We start from the raw sequence: 21118 nt of genomic DNA on the forward strand, positions 1-21118 counted from the left end.
AAAGAAAAAACACCTTGAATCTAAAAATTCAAGATGCTGCACCACATCAAATAATAAACTACTGCGTCGTAGTAAATCACTTTGTTTTTGTTAAAATTATAACATTACATATTTGGCATGTCAATATATATGCTTTAATAACATAAGATTCCATATAATATTTCCATGTTCTTTTTCTTATACTGTACCTATCTGTTTCCAGCGTGTTTGAAAATTTCATGTAGTTCTGTTATATTATAATAAAAGTAATGCAAAGTTTTGTTGAGGCATTCAGAAAGGTTATTACTCCCATTATGAGTATAATAAGAGGTGAATATTTTGAAAGAAGATAAACATCAAGAAACCATGCAGTTATATAATGAAAATAGTTACATAAAGTGCTTTCAGGCAAAGGTAGTTTCTTGTTCCGAGCAAACATCCACTAAGGAAAAACATCTTTACCAGGTGGTACTAAACGCTACTGCATTTTTCCCCGAAGGCGGCGGACAACCCAGTGATATAGGTATATTAGGAGCCGCGGAGGTCATAGATGTTCAAGAATTAGAGGGAGTTATATATCACACGGTTACAGCACCTTTAACTGTTGGTGCCGAGGTTACCGGGGAAATCGACTGGAACAGGCGGTTTGACTTGATGCAGCATCACACGGCAGAGCATATTGTATCAGGACTTGTTCATAAAAATTATGGGTTTGACAACGTGGGTTTTCACATGGGTACGGACGCAATCACAATTGATTTTAACGGTGTTCTTTCAGAGAACGATATTAGGAATATTGAATGGCTGGCCAATCAATGTATTTATTCTAATGTACCTGTTAAAATAGAATTTCCATCCGCCGGTAAGCTTAAAGAAATGGAATACCGCAGCAAAAAAGAACTAACTGGTAACGTACGAATTGTAACCATACCTGAGGCAGATGTATGCGCCTGTTGTGCGCCGCATGTAAAATATACAGGAGAAATCGGGTGTATTAAACTTATATCCTGCCAGAAGTATAAAGGCGGTGTCAGAATAACTATGCTCAGTGGCAACCGTGCATTACAGGATTATAATAAAAAAGAATCCAGTGTATCTGAAATCTCTAATCTATTGTCTGCAAAACTCTATGAAGTACAAGATGCTGTGAAAAAATTAAAGGATGAAAATGCAGATTTAAAGCTTACTCTTTTCAATCTGCAGAAACAGCTTTTAATTTATAAAGCAGAACGCATTCCGGCAGATGACAGCTACATTATATTCGACAATGATATATCTCCGGCACTTTTACGTTCCTATGGGAACCTTCTAACAGAGCGTTGTCAAAAGGTATGCCATAGATTTTTTAAGGCAATTCACTTTATAAACACCAACGATAGCCTTATAACGTCATCTAGTATCCTTTAACAAAGAGAATTATTATGCATGTATTTTTAAAGATACTTCTTCCAGCTTTTATATAATGCGATATATAGTAATTTTATATTATAATTAGTGCATGGCATATATTTTTAATCATGTATGCCAACTAGAAATATTGTAAATATCGTTTTATTAAGATTATAGCAATATACTCTGCTTATAAATAAGAGTTATTGTTATAAAACTGCCAAGGAGGATGAAGAAATAAAGAAAAATACACGGATTGTAATTATCGTACTGCTTCTGCTTCTTACCGCTTTCATTTATTTAACCAGGTACATACATAAAGAGGATACGAAAAGTATTCACTTCCGCAGCAATACCCTTATCGTGGAGGCAGAAAAAAAAGAAGCTGAAAGAATTATTGGTTACTACCCTGCCTGGGCAAAATATGCAGGATATGGGCCAGAAAAAATACCTGTTGATAAACTAACCCATATTAACTACGCCTTTGCCAATATCAGTAATAATCTTACCATTAGTCTCGGTTATCCTGAAGTAGACGAAAGTAATATAAAAGAGCTGCAAAGTCTAAAGAAATCAAATCCGAATCTTAAGATATTAATTTCTGTCGGTGGATGGTCATGGTCAGGACGATTCTCAGAAGTAGCTAAGACAGATGCCTCCAGAACAAAGTTTGCTGATAGTTGTGTGGCCTTTCTTAACAAGTATGGCTTTGATGGTCTTGATATTGATTGGGAATATCCTGTGAGTGGCGGCCTTATACCAAAAAATGCAAGTCCTAAAGACAAACAGAACTTTACACTGCTCCTAAAGAAGTTACGAGAAAAGTTAAACGCGAAAAGTGCTAAAACAGGTAAGACATATCTCTTAAGCTTTGCAGGAGGTTCCGGAAACTGGTATGTAAACAATGTGGAACTATCTAAACTCCATAGATATGTTGATTATGCCAGCGTAATGTCTTATGATATCCATGGTCCCTGGGAACAGTATGCGAATTTTAATGCTCCTCTTTTTAACAATACAGATACTCCAAAAGGCCAAAACATCTGGAGTGTGGATTCTAGTATTACAGTATGGTTAAATGCCGGTTTTCCAAAAGAAAAGCTGGTCATGGGAATTCCTTTTTACGGTTATCGTTATATTGTTTCTAACAACACAAATAAGGGACTGTACCAGCTCTATAAAAGTGGTACGGCAATCAGCTTTCAAACAATCTATAAGGATTACCTGACAAACCCCGATTATACAGAGTATTTTCATAAGGCTTCCAAAGTTCCCTGGCTGTATAACGGCTCTGACTTTATTACTTATGAAAACACTAAGTCCGTTACGGATAAGGCAAAGTACATAAAGGAGAAAAACCTGGGTGGTGTCATGATTTGGGAGCTCAGCCAGGACTATAATCAAATACTGTTAGACACCATCTATAAAAATCTGCAAGATTAAAGATATCTGATACCTAATAAAACACAAAATAGTTACATTAAAAAGAAGCTTCATGATTTTCCTGCAATTAACAGATAGAAAGCGTTGCTGCCGATATAGGAACGCACCACCATTTCATCAATCATTTGATAAGGAACTATCATGAAGCTTCTTAATACAATTCTATAATTAAATTAGTCTTTACTATCTCTTTAGTATTGTTTCACTAAATGAACCAGCAGGCGGAATTCTTCTTTATAGGAATCTTTCTTCAAATCAAGCCTGTTCAGCATAGAAAGAACCATATCATAGTCAGCCGCGCCTTTATAATCACTTTCTGAGAGCAACATGCCAAAGGCAGCAACTGAACTTGCAAAGGCAAGGTTATCCGGCATTTTAGTACTATATATTTCCTTGCTGACAGGAATAGAAAGTAATTTACTTGTATCTCCATCCGGTTCTTTATATCGTAGATTTACTGTAGCAATTTCATCGCTGCTTAACACGGAGGTAGCTTGATACTTTAAGCTTCTGCTCCCTGTACTCTCTCCACCTGTCGGGAGAATTTCGTATAACGCAGTCACGCTATGACCTGCTCCAACTTCACCGGCATCTTTTAAATCATCCTCAAACTCTTGGTCTTCCAGTCTGCGATTACTGTATCCAATTAAGCGGTAGCTTTCTACTTCCTCTGGGTTAAACTCAACTTGTATTTTAACATCTTTTGCTACAGTAAATAACGTACCCCCAAGCTCTTCTACCAGAACTTTTTTAGCTTCTAGTTCCGAATCGATGTATGCATAATTTCCATTTCCATTATCAGCAAGTGCTTCCATCTTATTGTCCTTAATATTTCCAGTTCCAAAACCAAGTACAGATAAAAAGATGCCTGCTTTTCTTTTTTCTCTGATAAGCGCGGTTAAATCTTTTTCACTGGTTAACCCCACATTCAAATCACCATCAGTTGCAAGAATCACACGATTGTTACCATCCTTTATAAAGTACTCCTTTGCAAGTTCATATGCCTTTTCAATACCAGCAGAACCTGCCGTACTGCCTCCAGCTTCCAGATTCTTAAGAGCTGATATAATCTTCATAGTTTCATTCCCTCTGGCACCTTCTAAGACAACCGCCTCTTCCCCTGCATAAGTTACTATAGATACGCGATCGTTTTCCGATAAACCGGCAACCAGCATAGTAAATGCTTTTATAAGTAACGGGAGTTTATCAGGCTCATTCATAGAACCAGATACGTCCAATAAGAATACGAGATTTGAGTTTGGAAGTTTTTCCATATCAACGTCTTTGGCCTGAAGCCCAACCAACATAAGTTTGGCTTCATCATTCCATGGACAATCTGAATATTCGACATTTACCGAAAACGGATTCTTTCCCTCCGGCTTTTTATAATCATATTGAAAATAATTGAGCAGTTCCTCAATCCTGACAGCGTCCGGTTCTACCCAGCCATAGTCATTAATCATTCGTCTTACATTGCTATAGCTTGCTGTATCCACATCGATGGAAAAGGTAGATAGTGGTCTGTCAAATACCTTTTGAAAACCGGTTTCCTCAACAGAATTATATTCTTCTGTGTTATAATTGTTATACTCCTCTTCGTAATAATCTTCTTCATAATATATTGTGTCCATTTCTACAGAACCGGAGTCAGGTTTTTTGCAATACATAGACTCTCCGGCTTCCTCATTTCTGCTTTCTGAGGTATTATTACTTTCCCGCACTGTCTCTAAATTAATATTGTTTTTTTCTGCCTTACTTGCACAACCAGTCCCCATTGCCAGCACTAAAATAATAACCGTTACAAGATACCATCTGTTATTCTTCATATTAACGCTCCTCCTATTATACATCTTAAGTACACGGGATTCTTCTATCTAAGTCCCATTATTAAGCTTCTGTAATGATTAGACGAAGCAAATTAGCAAATAGTTCCACATTTACTAATTTAAGTGAGTAACTATAATATGTACTTAGGAGCAAGTTTTTTCGTCATTGGGTTTTCCACGCCATTGTGTGGCTTTTACTAGATATATGTAAGTGTATATGCTCATGGGCAAGGTATTCTCTTTTAAGTTTACATAATTGGCCACAATCGTTTCTCTTTGTACTTAGAACTTTATATAATTAGTCAAAGAATTTGCCCTTATAAAAATTCTCATTTTTAAGTTTCTTTGCCGTCAGCCTGAACTTTACACAGCCATCTGGACATACGATTTCTTTGCTATATTTGCTATCTCCGCCAACATTTTCTAAATCTCCGCCACTTCTAACCGCTTCCATGATTGGAAACATCATCATCATTACTTTGGAGCAAATGCCTTGTCCGTCTGCATTTACAGGACAGCCATACGTACAGGTATATGTATCTCCAACTTCCTCGCCGTTTCGGCAATACCGCTCAGTGTGGTCGCTGCGAAGAAATCCTACAACCTCTATTTCCCACTCATATTCCTCGTTATACCATTTTTTCATCCTTTTCCTCCGATTTTTTCTTTACCACAGTCAGATTTTCACTCTAATTTATCCTCTCAAGAAAACTAGATCTGCTTAAACAGCAATCCATTCATTTTCTTGATTGTGTTGTGGATAGGTTTATCCCTTGCATACTGGTCTGATATACTTAAAGTACTGTTCCGGGTCATAATAAAAATACATTATTCTACCAGGGGAAGTATCAAGACTGAAACCGGTTTTAGCAAAATTAAAAGCTGCCATTGTCTTTTCAATTTTTTCTTCTACACTACAATTTTCCTGCTCATAATCAAATGGCCCATGTTCAAAGACAATATACTCAGATTTAGGAACATCTTGCATAAACATTTGTGGGGGTACTTCCCCTTTATAGTCAAAAGGGAGTCGTATACCCCAACACTCTGTTCGCGGAATCCCCCAATCGCAAAGTCTACCACCTGGGTCATTCATATAAGCCATAATCTGGCCGCCTCCGCAGTTAGCTTCGTTCCCGCCGTCGTCGTCTAATTTGCCCTTAATACTGTCCAGCAAGCCGCATATTGTCTCATAGTCTTGCCCCGGAATAAGATTTTGCTTTCGCCAAAAATCCCAATAACCGTTACTCTCGTAATTTTTAATATGCAAAAATTTGTGCGCGGGTATGGTTACAAAATAAATCTTAACATCATCTGTTGATTTAATCATACCGATTTCTCCCAATCCTAAAAAGTAGCGGTCAAAAGTGGTTATTTTTGTGCGGAGAACGACGGGCTTAGGATTTTTCCGAAATTCACTGGGCGTTACACTGTAGACCACTTTAAAAGCTCTTGTAAATGCCTCATGCGATGAAAATCCATAATCAAAAGCAATATCTAAAAGGCTCCTACTGCTATCCCTAACCTCTTTTAATGCAAAGGCTAATTTTCTATGCCGCAGATAATCCCTAAATTGTATGCCACATATTTCTTTGAATTTCCTCGTTGTATAAAACTCGGAATATCCCAGTTTATGGGAAAGAAAGCGTAGAGTTAGAGCTTCATCCTTGTAGCCTTTTATACAATTGTCTATTTCATCAACAATGATTTGAATCTGTTTCTGCCACTCGTACATTCGACTATTCACCTCGTTTGAACCACCCTACATTTATTATAAAGTATTAGAGCGGCTTCGGCTTGATTTTACTTGCTATTAATTTATTTTTCTCTTCTAAGCTCTGTCTAATTGTATCTAATTTATACTATTATATCACATAAATGTGACACCACAATTCCTGGAAGGTATTGAAAGATAAATTAGAGATGCACTCATTATACCATAAGCACTAGGCATATAAAACATTCTAGGTTCCTTTTAAAAAAAATGCATGCTCATCATTACTTAAAATAATTTATTTTCTATAAACCATTTCAAATAATTTCAGAACATACATTTCTAATGTTATTAATCCTTGATAGCCTTTGCGTATCTATCAAACACACGCTAGTCCGTCAAATCATATAGAACAGCATTCAAATAAGTTACCAGTTCATCCGGTTCAATGACAAGTTGACAGCCGCGAACACCGGCACTGACAGTTATGGTGTCAAAAAGAATACAAGTCTCGTCCAGGTAAGTAGGATATTTTTTCTTCATTCCCACCGGTGAACAGCCCCCACGGATATAACCGGTCAGACCTAACAGCTCTTTTACATGAATTAACTCAATCTTCTTCTCTCCTACAGCAATTGCTGCCTTCTTTAGATTCAATTCTTGATTGACAGGTATACAAAACACCATAATTCCATGCTTTTCTCCTCTGGCAACCAATGTCTTAAAAACCTGTTCAAAAGGCATACCTATCTGGCTGGCTACGTGTTCTCCTGACAGATCATTCTCATCCACTTCATACATTAGAGGCTTATAAGAAATCCCGCCCTGCTCAAGCAGACGCATTGCATTTGTCTTAACCATACACCTTTCTTTCCTTTCGCCATACAACTAAACCACAGTACCAACATTTATTCCCATTTGCTCCAGCAATGGCTTCCTAACCTTCTTTCTTGTGATTTCTACCAGATTTAAGGCGGTCATATCTACTAAGGTGGTCTTAATCGGGTCTAACTTAAATAATTCCTCCAGCCTTTTCATCAGCTGGTCCTTGTATTCAGAAAGCTCCATATCAATAAAATCAATAATAATAATACCGGAAAGGTTACGCAGACGGATTTGCCTGGCTATCTCCACTGCTGCTTCCATATTAATCTTAAAAAATGTATCAATCGCTTTCTTCTTACCACTGACAGCTTTTCCTGTGTTGACGTCTATAACAGTTAAAGCCTCCGTAGGTTGTATAATTACAGTACCACCTGATTTTAACCACACCTTACTCTTTAATGCATTTTCTAATTTTGTTTTAACACTGTATAAATTTCCTAGAGAAAGGAGCTTGTCCTCATAAAAACGAAGTTTAGATAAGTCTTCCTTCTGATAATTTGTCATATACTCATGTATTTTTTGATAAATGCCGGCATCATCCGTTATAATTTCTCCAAGGCTTTCTGCAAGTCCATCTCTTATATCGCATAAATATCCGGGAGGTGTACTATAAACCAAAGAAAAGGGTGTCTTATGAACTCCATACTCTTTAAGTTTTTCGTATTGACGGATTAATTGATATATCTCCTCCCCAATTCGCTCTAGTGGGACTAAAGCTCCATTGGTTCTTATGATAAACCCATAACCCTCCTGCCGGAATTCCTTCATGTATTCCTTCAGCTCTTTTTTTCTAGTTTCATTGCCAATTTTAGAAGAAATGCCAAGGGTAGTCTTTCCATGTATTAAAACTGCATATTTCCCAGTAATGTTTAACTTTGTAGTAACTACGGGAGCTTTCGTTTTAACATCTTCCTTTGATATCTGTACTAAGAATTCGTCTCCGATAACGATTTTCTCTGACTTTTTTGGCTTTGAAAACAAAGGATATTGCTCCTCGTTCAAAGAAAGATAGCACATTCTGCCGCCAGAAATTTCAACAAAAGCTGCATTAATATTTTTAACAATATTCTTTACTTTACCAAGATAAATATTCCCAAGAAGCCCTTCTTCGGATTCTTGATGAATATTCACCTGTACCATCTCTTTTCCCTCGAAGACAGCAGATATTACCTTGTCCTCTTGTTTTGTTACAATTAATTTATTTTCCATGGCTGCTCCACTATTATTTAATCCATAGCTTCCAAAGGTATTAGTTTTCTTTCTATATCGAAAGCTTCCGTAGGTTTTTTCCCACTATTTTTCTCCGCGTAAACCTCCATCCGATGAACCTGAAAGGCAAATTCATGAAAGGTGAGCCCAGCGTATTCACAAAAGGCTTCTATTACAAGCTCAGGCTTTAAATTATTGACACTTCCCGTAGCCAATTGCATATATATTTTCACGTCATTCTCATAGGTCTCCGAAATATCTACTGTATTTTCCCTCCTTTGTCCTATTTTGTCTGAAAATTCATCCAGTTCAAAACCGATATGATATATGGAAGGCTTTATATCCACCTGATTTTCACTCTTTTTGGATTTTTTTAGTATTGTAATCTCTTTTTGTTGGTAAAATGCTCTAAATTTTTCTTCAAACTCTACTTTACTTAAAAATGCATAACCATCCTTCAATGCTACCTTATAATCCGCAGCAGTAACAATGGACATGGCATTTTTACTGTTGTCCGATAAAAAGTGAAACCCAGTAACTTGTATATTTTCATTCATTGCACCTTTAATCTTTTCTACCATAATCTTTGGTTCATCACAAGAAAGCAGCGATACATCCAGATATTCGCCCTGGCTGGTTAATCCTACCCCTAAAGGTGCAGCAAAAGACATTATCTGATGAGGATTAAATCCCTTTGAATACTCAATGTCAATTTCAGCACGTCGGAATGCCTTTTGAAAATAACGCATAATATCAAGGTGCCCAATAAATTTCATAGTACCTGTTTTTGTAAATTTAATACGAATTTTCATTATAATGCCGCCCCTTCCCTGCTTTCATAACATACACCACCGTTAAATACATCCGCACCACAGTTTGCACATGCTCGACGGCAATTTGGAGTAACCTTTTCTGAAATACCACGTTTGTATTCACGCCATAAAAACGCTTTCGTTACACCTACGTCAATATAGTCCCATGGCAGAATTTCATCCACTTCCCTCTCTCTGCTGGTATAGAAGGCAATATCTAAGTGATTATCCTCAAAGGCCTTCATCCACAATTCATTGTGAAAGAATTCCGACCATGAATCAAAAAGACATCCGGCTTTATAGGCATCATAGATAACCTTACTAATCCTTCTGTCACCTCTTGCAAAGACTCCTTCTAAAACGCTAAGCTCTGCTTCATGCCAGTTATATTTAATACTTTTCCGATTGAGCTGATCGTTTAATTTACTACGTAAAAATTTTTGTTTAACCAGATACTCTTCTGCTGTATCCATTCTGGACCACTGGAAAGGAGTAAAGGGCTTTGGCACAAAGAAGGAAGTACTTGCCACAATACTAACCTTCCCATTTCTTTGATCCTTGGTAATCGTATAGTATTCTCTGGCAATTTTATCTGCTAAAACTGCAATTCCCTCTATGTCTTCTTCATTTTCCGTGGGCAGACCAAGCATAAAATATAATTTCACCCTATTCCAGCCGGCACGAAAGGCATCCATGGCACCTTTTAAAATACTTTCTTCAGACAATCCTTTATTAATAACGTCTCGAAGTCTTTGGGAACCCGCTTCCGGCGCAAAGGTTAAGCTGCTTTTCTTTACATCCTGTACCTTACTCATAACATCCAGAGCAAAAGCATCGATACGCAGGGAAGGCAGGGATATATTAACCCCTTTTCCGTTAAACTCCTCAATCAGGTAATAGATTAATTCAGAAAGAGCTGAATAGTCACTGGAACTTAAGGAGCTTAAAGAAATTTCTTCATGTCCTGTGGCTTTAAGCATATCACAGGCATAGGATTTTAAAAACTCCACATCCCGTTCTCTGATAGGGCGGTAAATCATACCTGCCTGACAAAAACGGCACCCTCTGATACAGCCTCTTTGAATTTCCAGTACTACTCTGTCCTGTGTTACCTTGATATAGGGTACTAAAGGCTTTTTCGGATAAAAGGTATCACTAAGATTCATCTCCACTTGTTTACAGATTGTGTCCTTTGCATGGTTGTTATTCTTTTTAAAGCTGCTTATTTTACCATCCTCATGATAGGAGACCTCATAAAAAGACGGAACATAAATACCTTCAATTTGAGCTATCTTCTCCAAATAATCTTTACGGCTGCCACCCAGTCTTTTGTTTTCTTTATATACATCTAACAACTGGTCATAAACTGTCTCGCCTTCTCCAATGTAGAAAAAGTCAAAGAAATCCGCTATGGGTTCCGGGTTATAAGAACAAGGTCCACCACCTAGAACAAAAGGATGCTCCTCTGTTCTGTCTTTAGCATACAAAGGAATTTGTGACAACTCTAATACTTGCAGGATATTGGTATAGCACATCTCGTATTGAAGTGTAATCCCTAAGAAATCAAAATTTTTAACGGGTTCCTGAGATTCCAGTGCAAAAAGAGGTATCTCTTTCTCTCTCATTATTTTGTCCAAATCTACCCAAGGTGAGTATACCCTCTCACAATACGTATCTTCTCTGCGATTAAACATATCATATAAAATCTGGATTCCCAGATGAGACATACCTATCTCATATACATCAGGAAAACACATACAAAACCGTATATCAACCTTGTCCAAATCTTTTTTCACCATATTTACCTCATCTCCGATATAACGGGCAGGTTTATCAATGGTTAGCAAGATTTCATCGGATAGTGCTAATTTTCTCATGTTTAAATCTTCTCCATTTCCTTAGAAAAACACATTGGTTAACATAATCAGATTATGCAATCAATGTGTTTTAGTGTTCTATTTCTTATTAAAGCATCTAACAATAGCTAAACATGAATATTATTATAACGTATAACACCAGAAAACACAATGAAAATATGACTTTTCTTATTCCCCCTCCTTCTCGGCATTTGTTAAATTCTCAAATATTGCTACGATAAAATCCTGTGCTTCCTCAACTCCTCTATTCATAGTTACCAGTTCTTTTATATATTTACTGCTAAAGGATTTATAGGATACCTCAAAAGTATCTATTAAAAAAACAGCCAGAAAAAGAAAAGCAGCACAGACTATCCGAATCAGCAAAACTTTTATATTGATAAGCGGAACACTTCCGGTGACTATTTTGCTGCTGTTTACATCCTGCCCTGCTGATAACGGGTGCAAATACTTGTCTTTTTCTTTGGCAGAATGACTTTTACTACCATGATTAAGCCCTAAATTCCTCGTACAGCTCTCCCTTGCTACCCTTATATATTCGGCTCTTGAAGGCATCTGATACTCTGCCTGGGACAAAGACTCCTGGGAATACGCTCTCTTTTGCTCCATATGCTCCTCCAATCTGACTTTATATTTTTTAGCAAATATCTAATTGTTGTTTTGATTGAAACCATTCAAAAATCACCAAAAGCAGGTTACGATTATTGGTAAGTCACCTTTATTTTGATGCGTTTGCTTACACTTCATAACCTCATACTTATCGTTTCGCAATTGCCTTTTTACATGTTTTAATACACCACGCAAATGCCGTTATACCACATTATATTCCATACTTGTTTGATTTTATTACTAAAACTGTATTTGTTTTTGTACCTTCTTTCCTGTGTAATTTCACAAAATCATTCATTAGAAACCGACTTGTAATTATTCAAAAGTTCTATTGCTTCTCTTTCTGTAATCTGCTATATTTAAATCGTCAATAAATACATTAGCAGAGTAGGATTTTGTGCGTTAAGTGTCATCGGAACGGGGAGTTGTCCGGTGAACGAAAAGTTTATCTTGCGGTACAAAGTTCGCATCCCGCTGCTACATGATGGAATTTTACCTTCTCGTAGTAGCAATATTTTGCGACACAATCAAAAGCAGGCTTTTAAGCTGCTTATCTTACAAAAAGGAGGTAAAATATGAAAGTACTTGAGTTATTGAAAGCTTCTGCCAGTGAACTGCGCAGGGTTATTTCCTTGGCAGTATCCTCTATGCTATTAGCAATGCATACTGTATTAGGCTATTTTTCAATTATGATTGGTCCGTCCATCCGGATAGGCTTTTCTTTTCTAGCCATTGCCGCAGCAGGCATGCTTTACGGTCCTGTGGTCGGAGGCATCCTTGGAGGTCTTGGGGACATTATTAATTACATTCTTAAACCCAGTGGACCGTTCTTTCCTGGCTTAACCATAAGCAGCATGTTAACCGGTTTTATTTACGGTCTCGCCTTTTATAAAAAAAATATTACTATCGGCAGAGTATTTATTGCTAAGTTAATTGTAGTAATCTTTGTGGATTTACTGCTCTCAACTTACTGGCTAACTCTCTTGCTTGGAAAGGGCTATATGATATTGCTGCCTGCTAGAGCGCTGAAATCAGCCATTATGCTTCCAATTGACACAATCATGCTGTTTATAGTACTAAAGCAAGTGAGCATAATTGCGAAAAGATTTTTTAAACCCCAGATGAACTAATAGGTAACTCCCCTGCCTTATATAAAGGGTTTATAAGATTTGGAAAACAGATTATTTAAACTAAAGCACTTTATAAATGAAATCAAGAAAAACTCCCTCGCTTAAAGCCAGGGAGTTTTTCTATACAAATATAGGCATCTACACGCCTCCTTCACTGTTTAATTCTGTATAAAAGCGTTGAAAATTAAATATATATCATTTATAATAACTTTAACTACTTAAAGGAGGAATATAAAATGTCAGCGAATGTTTATGATATTTTATTGGAACGTGGATTTATTGAACAAACAACCCACGAACAGGAAATCAGAGAATTGCTAGGGAAGGAAAAAGTAACCTTTTATATAGGATTTGATGCTACTGCCGACAGTCTTACAGCAGGCCATTTTTTAACCGTAATGGCAATGATGCACATGCAGCGTGCCGGCCACAAGCCTATAGCTTTGCTTGGAGGCGGAACAACCATGATAGGTGACCCTTCCGGTAAATCGGACATGCGTTCTATTATGACGAAAGAAACCATACAGCATAATGCAGACTGCTTCTATAAACAACTCTCTCGATTTATAGATTTTGACAATGACAATGCGATTATTGCTAATAATGCAGACTGGCTTTTAAATCTAAATTATGTTGAATTTTTAAGAGACGTTGGAGTTCATTTTTCTGTAAACAAAATGCTTACCGCTGAATGCTACAAGCAACGAATGGAAAAAGGACTTACTTTTTTTGAATTTAACTATATGATAATGCAATCCTATGACTTTTTAAAATTGAACCAGCTTTATAATTGCAGTCTGCAATTAGGTGGCAATGACCAATGGTCTAATATTCTTGGAGGTGTTGATTTAATCCGAAGAAAAGAACAAAAGCCTGCATTTGGTTTAACTTTTAAGCTGTTAACTACCAGTGAAGGCATTAAGATGGGCAAGACAATGAAGGGTGCCGTCTGGTTAGATCCTGAAAAGACAACACCTTATGAATTCTACCAGTACTGGAGAAATATTGAGGATGTTAAAGTAGAAGAATGCCTTGGTCTTCTGACTTTCTTGCCAATGGATGAAGTAAGAAGACTGGGTGCACTAAAAGATGCCGAAATTAATCAAGCTAAAGACGTCCTTGCCTTTGAAATTACTAAAATTGTACATGGGGAAGAAGAAGCCACTAAAGCAATGGAAGCTTCAAAAGCATTGTTTGGCGGCGGTATGAAATCTGAAGACATTCCTACAACCATTTATACCAAAGAGCAATTTATGACCGGTATTGATTTAATTACCTTAATGGTAGATGCAAAAATGGCAGTATCCCGTTCTGATGCCAGAAGAACCATTACCCAGGGTGGTGTTACTGTTAACGACATTAAAGTAACCGAATTTGACAAAGTATTTACTATAAATGACTTTGATTCAGATGGTTCCTTATTAGTAAAGAAAGGTAAAAAAGCATATCACTGCTTTAAAGCCGGTAACTAAGAAACTTTTGGTAAGTGTGCCAGGCACACAGATAGGAGCTTAAAATGCCTTGGTGTCCGAAATGCAAACAGGAATATGTAGAAGGTATAGTGACCTGTGCTGACTGTAAGACTGATTTAGTGGAGAACTTGACAGAGGATACAGAACGCATTACCTTTTTAGAAACTGAAAAGGAATTATTTGCAAAAAAATTCAGCGAGTTTTTAGAATACTCCAAGATTGTTAATGTAGAATATCATTATGAAGAAACACTTAAAAACTGGATCATTGTAATTGACGAAAAAGACAAGAAACAGGTTGATAAGCTGTATAAAGCTTTTTATTCTGTTGAGGCAGATTCTGTTCTCTCCACCAAAGATACCACCTCAGAAGTTCCCACATTTCATACCACACAGGATGAAATGAATGAAGCGGATATCTCTAAGGACGCTGAGGATTATCAGGAGATACCGGAATACCGCTCTATGTTCGAGGAGGAAGAACTGCAAGATTATTTGGACAGCAAGAATCCAAAGCCAAAAGTTTCTGCAACCTATGTAAAAAAAGAGGAACAATATAAAGATTTAAAATCCTCAGCCGATACTTTTTTAATTGTATCCTTAGTAGGTATTGTTGTGCTTATCTTAAATATAGTTGGAATCCTAAACTTTTTTGCAGGTACTATCTCCTATTTGGTTATGAGCGGTTTGTTTATTGCCTTTTTAGTAATTGCTTTTGCCACTTATAAAAAAGCAAAAGAGGTAAAAACCCAGATTGCAGGAGAAAATGATACGACAAAGGCAATTAATGAATGGCTCTTTTCTAATATAACCTTGGAGTATTTAGATAGTTTGGTTAATCCGAATGAAAGTAAAGAAATACAATTCTTTCATAAGATTGAGAAAATCAAAGAATTAGTGGAACGTAATTTTGGTGAATTAGATGATTCTTATCTGGATCAATTGGCAGAGGAATTCTATAATACCCATCTGGATATATCCGAAGTGTAGACTTAACTCACCTTATACTATAAGAAGTGCTCTGGCGTTCAACTGTATCTTACAGAGAATACCAGGGCACTTCTTGATTTAGTTCTTATAACACAAAGATATCTTCTAGTTCTTCCTTGGTTAATGAATTAATAAAAACTTCCTGAGACTGGATTACGGATTCTGACAGATTCTTCTTGCGAATTTGCAATTTATATATCTTTTCTTCTATTGTTCCCTTGGTAATTAACTTAATTACATGTACCGAATTTACCTGACCGATTCGGTAAGCTCTATCAGTTGCCTGCTCTTCTACCGCAGGATTCCACCATGGGTCATAATGGATAACGGTATCTGCTCCTACTAGATTAAGTCCCGTGCCACCAGCTTTTAAGGATATTAAAAACACCTTACCTTCACCCTGATTAAAACGCTTTACATAGTCATTTCGATCCTTTACCTTCGTGGAACCTTCCAAATAAAAATTATCTATATTCTGCTTTTGTAATTCTTTTTCAATAATTCCTAACATAGAGGTAAACTGAGAAAACACTAAAATCCTGTGGTCATTGGCAATCGCGTCTGTAATAATTTCCATTAAAAGCTCCAACTTACCGCTTCCACCCTCATAGTTTTCCAGAAATGTACCCGGATGACAACATATCTGACGTAGTCTTGTTAGGGCAGCCAGAATCTTTAACTTGCTTTTTTCAAGACCTTTTTCTTTAATTTCAAGATCAATTTCATTTTTTGCATTCTCCACATAGGACATATATATTTTTTTCTGCTCTTCAGACATATCTGTAAGCATTTTTGTTTCCACTTTATCTGGTAATTCCTGCAATACATCCTTCTTCATTCGGCGTAGAATAAAGGGAAGGATTCTTCGGTTTAAATCCTCTAAAACCCCTTCCTCTTCCCGCAATATAGGCTTCTCATATTGATTCATAAACTTTGTATGGCTAAATAAATAATCCGGCATAATAAAATCAAATATTGACCATAACTCCGATAAAGAATTTTCAATGGGTGTTCCGGTTAAGGCAAATTTATGCTCTGCTTCTAATAACTTTACAGATTTTGCATTCAGAGAATCCGCATTTTTGATATATTGTGCTTCATCTATAAAGACAGTATGGAAACAAAGCTTCTGATAAAAATTAATATCTCTGCGTATTAATGGATAAGACGTTATTAATATATCTGTTTTGTCTATAGCTTCAATGAAATCCTGTCGTTCTTTGGGATTGCCGGTTACAACTACCGAAATAAGCATGGGCGCAAAATTCTCAATCTCATCCTGCCAGTTATAAATTAAAGAAGATGGACACACTATTAAGAATTTAGCATTTTTCTTTGCTTCCTTAATAGAAGTAATATATACAATGGTTTGCAGGGTTTTACCAAGTCCCATATCATCTGCCAAAATACCTCCCAAATTGTTGGAAGCCAATGTCCTAAGCCATTTATATCCAGTTACCTGATAGCTCCTAAGCTCTGCCCGAATATCGTTTGGAGGTGCATATTCTGTCTGTGCTGGATTTAGAATATTCTCAACCAATGCAGAGAAACCTTCGTTCTTATCAACTTCCAGACTTTTTTCCTGAAACACCTTATTTAAATAAAGTGCTGTATTTTTTGATAAACTAATTGTTTCTCCACTAATATCCTTACCACCAACACCCAGGTAATTTAATATATCCCAGACCTCCTGTATGGTGCCATCCTCCAGATTAACGAAATTTCCGTTCTTTAATCGGTAATATTTCTTTTTCATGCGGTAGGATCGGAATAAATCTTTTAATTCGTCTTTTGGTACATCTTCATAGTTTAAGTCCATTTCCAGCAAATCCATACCGTTGCTTACTCTTAAACCTGCCTTAAAGTTGCCGGGAGACTTAATATTTATCTTTTTAAAAGCTTCACTGTAGTATAATTCACAAATTTTTGAAAGCTCCTGTATCCCATGAGTGAGGAATTGATATATTTCTTCCTCGTTACGCATAACAAAACTGTGCATTTTAGGCTGGAATCCCAGTTTTTCCATGTAGTCAATATAATAGTCTTCCTTTTGAGGCTGCCTTACAATAATATAATTATCAGAGGGTGCATTTTCAAAAGCATTGATTTCATGCTCTCCATATTGAAAGCGTAATTCTGCCTGTATATTATTTTTTACCCTGTCCAAATAGACTACCGGGGTTAATTCTTCTACTATAAATCGATCCTGTATCTCTTTAGGAACCGTCAATTCCATGGTTTCACTAATTCTAGGCAGTACCACTTCTAAGAATTTACTTTTATTAACTCCTTTAAAAATCAATGGTTCCTTATGAATACCTAAATTATTATAAAAAGGCAAATAATTTGACAAAAAGCGTTTGCTGGGTTTATAGATACAGCCATTATAATATAACAATTCTCCTGCTTCCGTTATTGGGACAACACTGTATTTTCCATGGTAATCCATTACAATTCCGTCTTCAATTAAAGAAAGGTCATACTTTATGGTTGGATTATTCGTCGTATAAACCACCGCTTCATAAGCCTTACCATAAAGCTCTAAGGAAAATTCATATTCTTCTAATAACTCCAATAAGCGCAAGAGCATATTTTTAGTCAGTACGATTTGTGCCTTAGAAAACAACTTGGAATAAAATAATTTATCAATGGCTTCTTGAATTTCATAAATTTCAAGGATGTAATCCAATACTTTTTGAGATTGTCTATCAAACTTACTTTCACCATGAATAAATTTAAATTCTTTACCCAGTATGATGTTTTCTTTATTATATATATCACTTAAAAACTTTTTTACTGATTGGATTTTGTAATAGTGATTATTTCCGACCCTTAAGGATACCAACGCATTGCCACTTTCGGAACGTATAATGGATGGTATGGAAATCGCTAACTTCAAATGGTATGTTTCTCCCTGTTGCTTAACTTCCATCTGATTACCAAAATAACCAAGAATATTGTAGACAGTCTTTTCTGCCGGATTATCCGGTTCTTCAATCATGGAGCGTTCCACATAGTTTAATATAAAAAACAAAGCAGCTACTACATGCTTACACGCTCCCTGTTCCTTAAGATGTTCAGAACAATTACATTTATGTTCAAAGGAACCATCTTCAAATACCTGTATTACAACTTGATATTCGAAATTATCCTTTACCGTGACCCGATATTGCTTTTTTGCATTTGACCATGTTGCATTCACAATGTGGTTTTGTTTATAATCCTGAAGCCCGCGAGAATACACTGTCTCACTGGCAGCTATATTTCTTATCCCCATTCTGGATAGCCGTATCATATTGCTGACTCCTTTTACTTGTCCATTCTTTGCATCCTAATATTATACCACATTTTTAGAATTAATGTTAGCGAAAATAAAATGATTACAAAGAAATTTCATAAAGCAAGTAAAAAAAGCTATTCTAGACTAATAAATATCTGCTGTCACCTTTCTATTCTTAAACATAGAGCCAAGACCAAACGCTAAGCATACTAATATACCAGCAACAGGTCCTACTAAAGTCATATAAGATTCTCTGGCTTCAGAGATGATAGTAACTCCCCAAACTAAAAAGGGCAGACCCAAAAAGGCAAAAATAGCACCACAAATTACATCACGGTATTTACTGTTTTTATAAGCGTACCAAATTTCTCTCATAATTCAACCCTCTCCCACGATTCTTTCTATATATAAAACGATGGAGAAGACCAAAAAGTTTCATTAATTTGTAAGTTTTTTGTAAAAATCTTAATTTTTTCGTTAAAAAGTATTTTTTGGTACTATATTCTGTACACGAGATAAAATTTGGGCAGGTAACACAGCCCAACACCTCATATCCCATTACTTGCCCGTCTGAAAGGGATATAATTGGCTGAAAAACTGACCTTACCTGCCCATTGCAATACTATCATTTAATTCTTTCACTCTTTTATACAATCGATATCAAGGATAGACTGAGGACTGTTAAGCTAAGATAAATTCGTGCCTTAATCACTTACTTTTTTATTCAAAGAGATAACATAATAAGGTAATGCTGTAAACAAAATTCCGCCAACCATATTCCCCAGCGTTGCAAATAAAAGATTATAGGCATATCCGCTAAGCTGCACCTGTGTATCCGGTGAAATAAGGACTCCCACAAATAATAGAGTCATATTTGCCACACTGTGCTCAAATCCGGTTGTTATAAAAGCAAATAAACACCAGAATATCATAATCAGCTTACCGCTTTCGGATTTACACCTAAAACTGCACCATATTGCAAGACACACTAGAATATTGCACAAGATACCTCGAAAAAATAAAGGAAAAATACCCAATTCCATCTTTGCTTTGGAGGCAGTCAGTATGAATTCGCCAACGGCACCGCTTGCAAGTCCGGTCTGCCAAAATAGTATCGCAAGCAGTACAGACCCTGCCAGATTACCTAGAAAACAAACCAACCAAAGCTTAAGGGTCTGGGAAAGAGATACCTTTTTCTGTAATAATCCCATTGTCATTACAAAGTTATTGCCTGTAAATAATTCTGCACCAGCCATAATAACCAGGCTAAGTGCAATACCAAAGGACATCCCCATTACCACCTTTACATAGGGCTGACCATTTAAAAATCCTCCAATCGAAAATATAAGCAGTACCCCAAAACCTACAAAAAGCCCAGCCAACATGGAAGCTATAAAATATCCCAGAGGATTTTTCTCGAGTAATTGGTATTTATTTTGAGCCGCCTTACCAACTATTTCACTCTCTTCTCTAAACATATGGATTAATCTCCTTCATCACATATAATAATGGAATTTCAACTTACCTTTTGCCTTACGTATAACTGATACCTTTCCAGTAAACAGTGGCTGCAACAACTGCCTTATCTGATAAAACCACTTCTTTTAACGCCCATTTTTTATACTCTTCAAAACCGGTTCTGTCAACAATATAGCCAATATGTTCTTTCCTGCCCGGTGCATCCTGATCAATATAATTTTCTACATAGGCATATGTGTTACGTATAACCTTCCGGATACTATCTTCATCAACCCACTTAATAAAGTCCTCTCCAAGTCTAGGATTTTTCTTCCCGGTTCTTCCAAGAAGAGTAAGTCTATAATATTTTTCCTTGCTTCTAGTCCAGGCTCTGGTGGGGCATTGGATGACACACTCTCCACAACCAATGCATTTCTCATGATTGCGCTCAACCTTATAATTCACCATCTCTAATGCACCTACTGATTTCTTTTTACAAGCTTTTACACACGCACCACAACTAATACAACGCTCTTTATGGTATTCCGGTTCCGTCATACCCATAATACCAAAATCATGCATACGCACTTTAGCACAATCATTTGGACATCCAGTTAAAGCAATTTTAAAATGAAGGTCATGGGGAAATACATCCTTTTCAATTCTCTTTGCAAAACCGGTAGTATCATAGCAAGCATAAGGACATACTCTGTTTCCAACGCAGGCGGAAATATTTCTGGTGCCTGAGGAAGAATATCCCTTTCCCGTTTCCGGCTGGGTTATATTAAGGCCTTCAATTACCGGCTGAAGAAGTTCATTAACTTTTGGCATATCTTCAAACCGTATACCAGGAATTTCAAAACCCTGCCTTACAGTAATATGAATGCTTCCGTTACCGTAGTTTTGTGCTATATTCTGTATTACAGTCAGATATTTCGCTTCCAGATGTCCTCCAGGAACTCGAATCCTTGAGGCTGTTAATCCTCTTTCCTTGGTTACACGAAAAGCATTTTTCTTTAGACCCTTTGTATTAATATCCATATTCA

At 36.6% G+C, this 21118-nt stretch carries 17 protein-coding genes and 1 riboswitch; of the genes, 5 read left to right on the plus strand and 12 right to left on the minus strand.

Going from position 1 to position 21118, the window contains the following annotated elements; translation table 11 throughout:
* The first annotated feature begins 318 nt into the window (after nt 1-318).
* Entirely contained in the window at nt 319-1386 is a 1068-nt protein-coding gene (locus acsn021_RS12805; RefSeq protein WP_184088593.1) for an alanyl-tRNA editing protein, read from the plus strand.
* A gap of 345 nt (nt 1387-1731) precedes the next feature.
* Nucleotides 1732-2811 carry a glycoside hydrolase family 18 protein gene (locus acsn021_RS12810; protein WP_184088590.1) on the plus strand — a complete coding sequence of 360 codons (1080 nt, stop codon included), beginning with the start codon at nt 1732-1734 and terminating at the stop codon, nt 2809-2811.
* A gap of 191 nt (nt 2812-3002) precedes the next feature.
* On the opposite strand, the gene acsn021_RS12815 is transcribed toward acsn021_RS12810, so the two are convergent.
* From acsn021_RS12815 to acsn021_RS12850, 8 genes are all read right to left on the minus strand, one after another.
* Nucleotides 3003-4637: a vWA domain-containing protein gene (locus acsn021_RS12815; RefSeq protein ID WP_243167738.1), complete on the minus strand. Its 1635-nt coding sequence runs from the start codon at nt 4635-4637 to the stop codon at nt 3003-3005.
* A 298-nt stretch (nt 4638-4935) separates the two neighbouring features.
* Nucleotides 4936-5283: a TIGR04076 family protein gene (locus tag acsn021_RS12820; protein ID WP_184088587.1), complete on the minus strand. Its 348-nt coding sequence runs from the start codon at nt 5281-5283 to the stop codon at nt 4936-4938.
* Between the two features lie 120 nt (nt 5284-5403).
* Nucleotides 5404-6372 carry a helix-turn-helix domain-containing protein gene (locus tag acsn021_RS12825; protein ID WP_184088584.1) on the minus strand — a complete coding sequence of 323 codons (969 nt, stop codon included), beginning with the start codon at nt 6370-6372 and terminating at the stop codon, nt 5404-5406.
* 369 nt (nt 6373-6741) lie between these two features.
* Complete coding sequence (ybaK, locus tag acsn021_RS12830; RefSeq protein ID WP_184088581.1) at nt 6742-7212, minus strand: Cys-tRNA(Pro) deacylase; 471 nt, start codon at nt 7210-7212, stop codon at nt 6742-6744.
* 27 nt (nt 7213-7239) lie between these two features.
* Nucleotides 7240-8445: a ribonuclease E/G gene (locus acsn021_RS12835; RefSeq protein ID WP_184088578.1), complete on the minus strand. Its 1206-nt coding sequence runs from the start codon at nt 8443-8445 to the stop codon at nt 7240-7242.
* Between the two features lie 17 nt (nt 8446-8462).
* Nucleotides 8463-9257, minus strand: a complete 795-nt coding sequence (locus acsn021_RS12840; RefSeq protein ID WP_184088575.1) for a TIGR03936 family radical SAM-associated protein — start codon at nt 9255-9257, stop codon at nt 8463-8465.
* Complete coding sequence (locus acsn021_RS12845; RefSeq protein ID WP_184088572.1) at nt 9257-11134, minus strand: TIGR03960 family B12-binding radical SAM protein; 1878 nt, start codon at nt 11132-11134, stop codon at nt 9257-9259. The genes acsn021_RS12840 and acsn021_RS12845 overlap by 1 nt, the downstream gene beginning before the upstream one ends.
* 168 nt (nt 11135-11302) lie before the next feature.
* On the minus strand, nt 11303-11743 hold the full coding sequence (locus tag acsn021_RS12850) for a hypothetical protein (protein WP_184088569.1): 441 nt from the start codon (nt 11741-11743) through the stop codon (nt 11303-11305).
* A 381-nt stretch (nt 11744-12124) separates the two neighbouring features.
* Nucleotides 12125-12222: riboswitch (THF riboswitch) on the plus strand.
* Between the two features lie 96 nt (nt 12223-12318).
* Between acsn021_RS12850 and acsn021_RS12855 the strand changes: the two genes are divergently transcribed.
* From acsn021_RS12855 to acsn021_RS12865, 3 genes are all read left to right on the plus strand, one after another.
* The gene (locus acsn021_RS12855; RefSeq protein ID WP_184088566.1) at nt 12319-12873 is read left to right on the plus strand and encodes a folate family ECF transporter S component; all 555 of its coding nucleotides are present in this window, start codon (nt 12319-12321) and stop codon (nt 12871-12873) included.
* 236 nt (nt 12874-13109) lie between these two features.
* The gene (tyrS, locus tag acsn021_RS12860; protein ID WP_184088563.1) at nt 13110-14345 is read left to right on the plus strand and encodes a tyrosine--tRNA ligase; all 1236 of its coding nucleotides are present in this window, start codon (nt 13110-13112) and stop codon (nt 14343-14345) included.
* Nucleotides 14346-14389: 44 nt separating this feature from the next.
* On the plus strand, nt 14390-15334 hold the full coding sequence (locus acsn021_RS12865; protein ID WP_184088561.1) for a hypothetical protein: 945 nt from the start codon (nt 14390-14392) through the stop codon (nt 15332-15334).
* An 85-nt stretch (nt 15335-15419) separates the two neighbouring features.
* Here the strand turns inward: acsn021_RS12865 and acsn021_RS12870 are convergent, their stop codons facing one another.
* From acsn021_RS12870 to asrC, 4 genes are all read right to left on the minus strand, one after another.
* On the minus strand, nt 15420-18629 hold the full coding sequence (locus acsn021_RS12870) for a DEAD/DEAH box helicase (protein WP_184088559.1): 3210 nt from the start codon (nt 18627-18629) through the stop codon (nt 15420-15422).
* A 129-nt stretch (nt 18630-18758) separates the two neighbouring features.
* On the minus strand, nt 18759-18989 hold the full coding sequence (locus acsn021_RS12875) for a hypothetical protein (RefSeq protein WP_184088557.1): 231 nt from the start codon (nt 18987-18989) through the stop codon (nt 18759-18761).
* A gap of 329 nt (nt 18990-19318) precedes the next feature.
* Nucleotides 19319-20092: a formate/nitrite transporter family protein gene (locus acsn021_RS12880; protein WP_184088555.1), complete on the minus strand. Its 774-nt coding sequence runs from the start codon at nt 20090-20092 to the stop codon at nt 19319-19321.
* 55 nt (nt 20093-20147) lie between these two features.
* Nucleotides 20148-21113, minus strand: coding sequence for a sulfite reductase subunit C (gene asrC, locus acsn021_RS12885; RefSeq protein WP_184088553.1), 966 nt, complete (start codon nt 21111-21113; stop codon nt 20148-20150).
* Nucleotides 21114-21118 lie beyond the last annotated feature (5 nt).

The sequence above is a fragment of the Anaerocolumna cellulosilytica genome, from assembly GCF_014218335.1.
Classification (GTDB): Bacteria; Bacillota; Clostridia; order Lachnospirales; family Lachnospiraceae; genus Anaerocolumna; species Anaerocolumna cellulosilytica.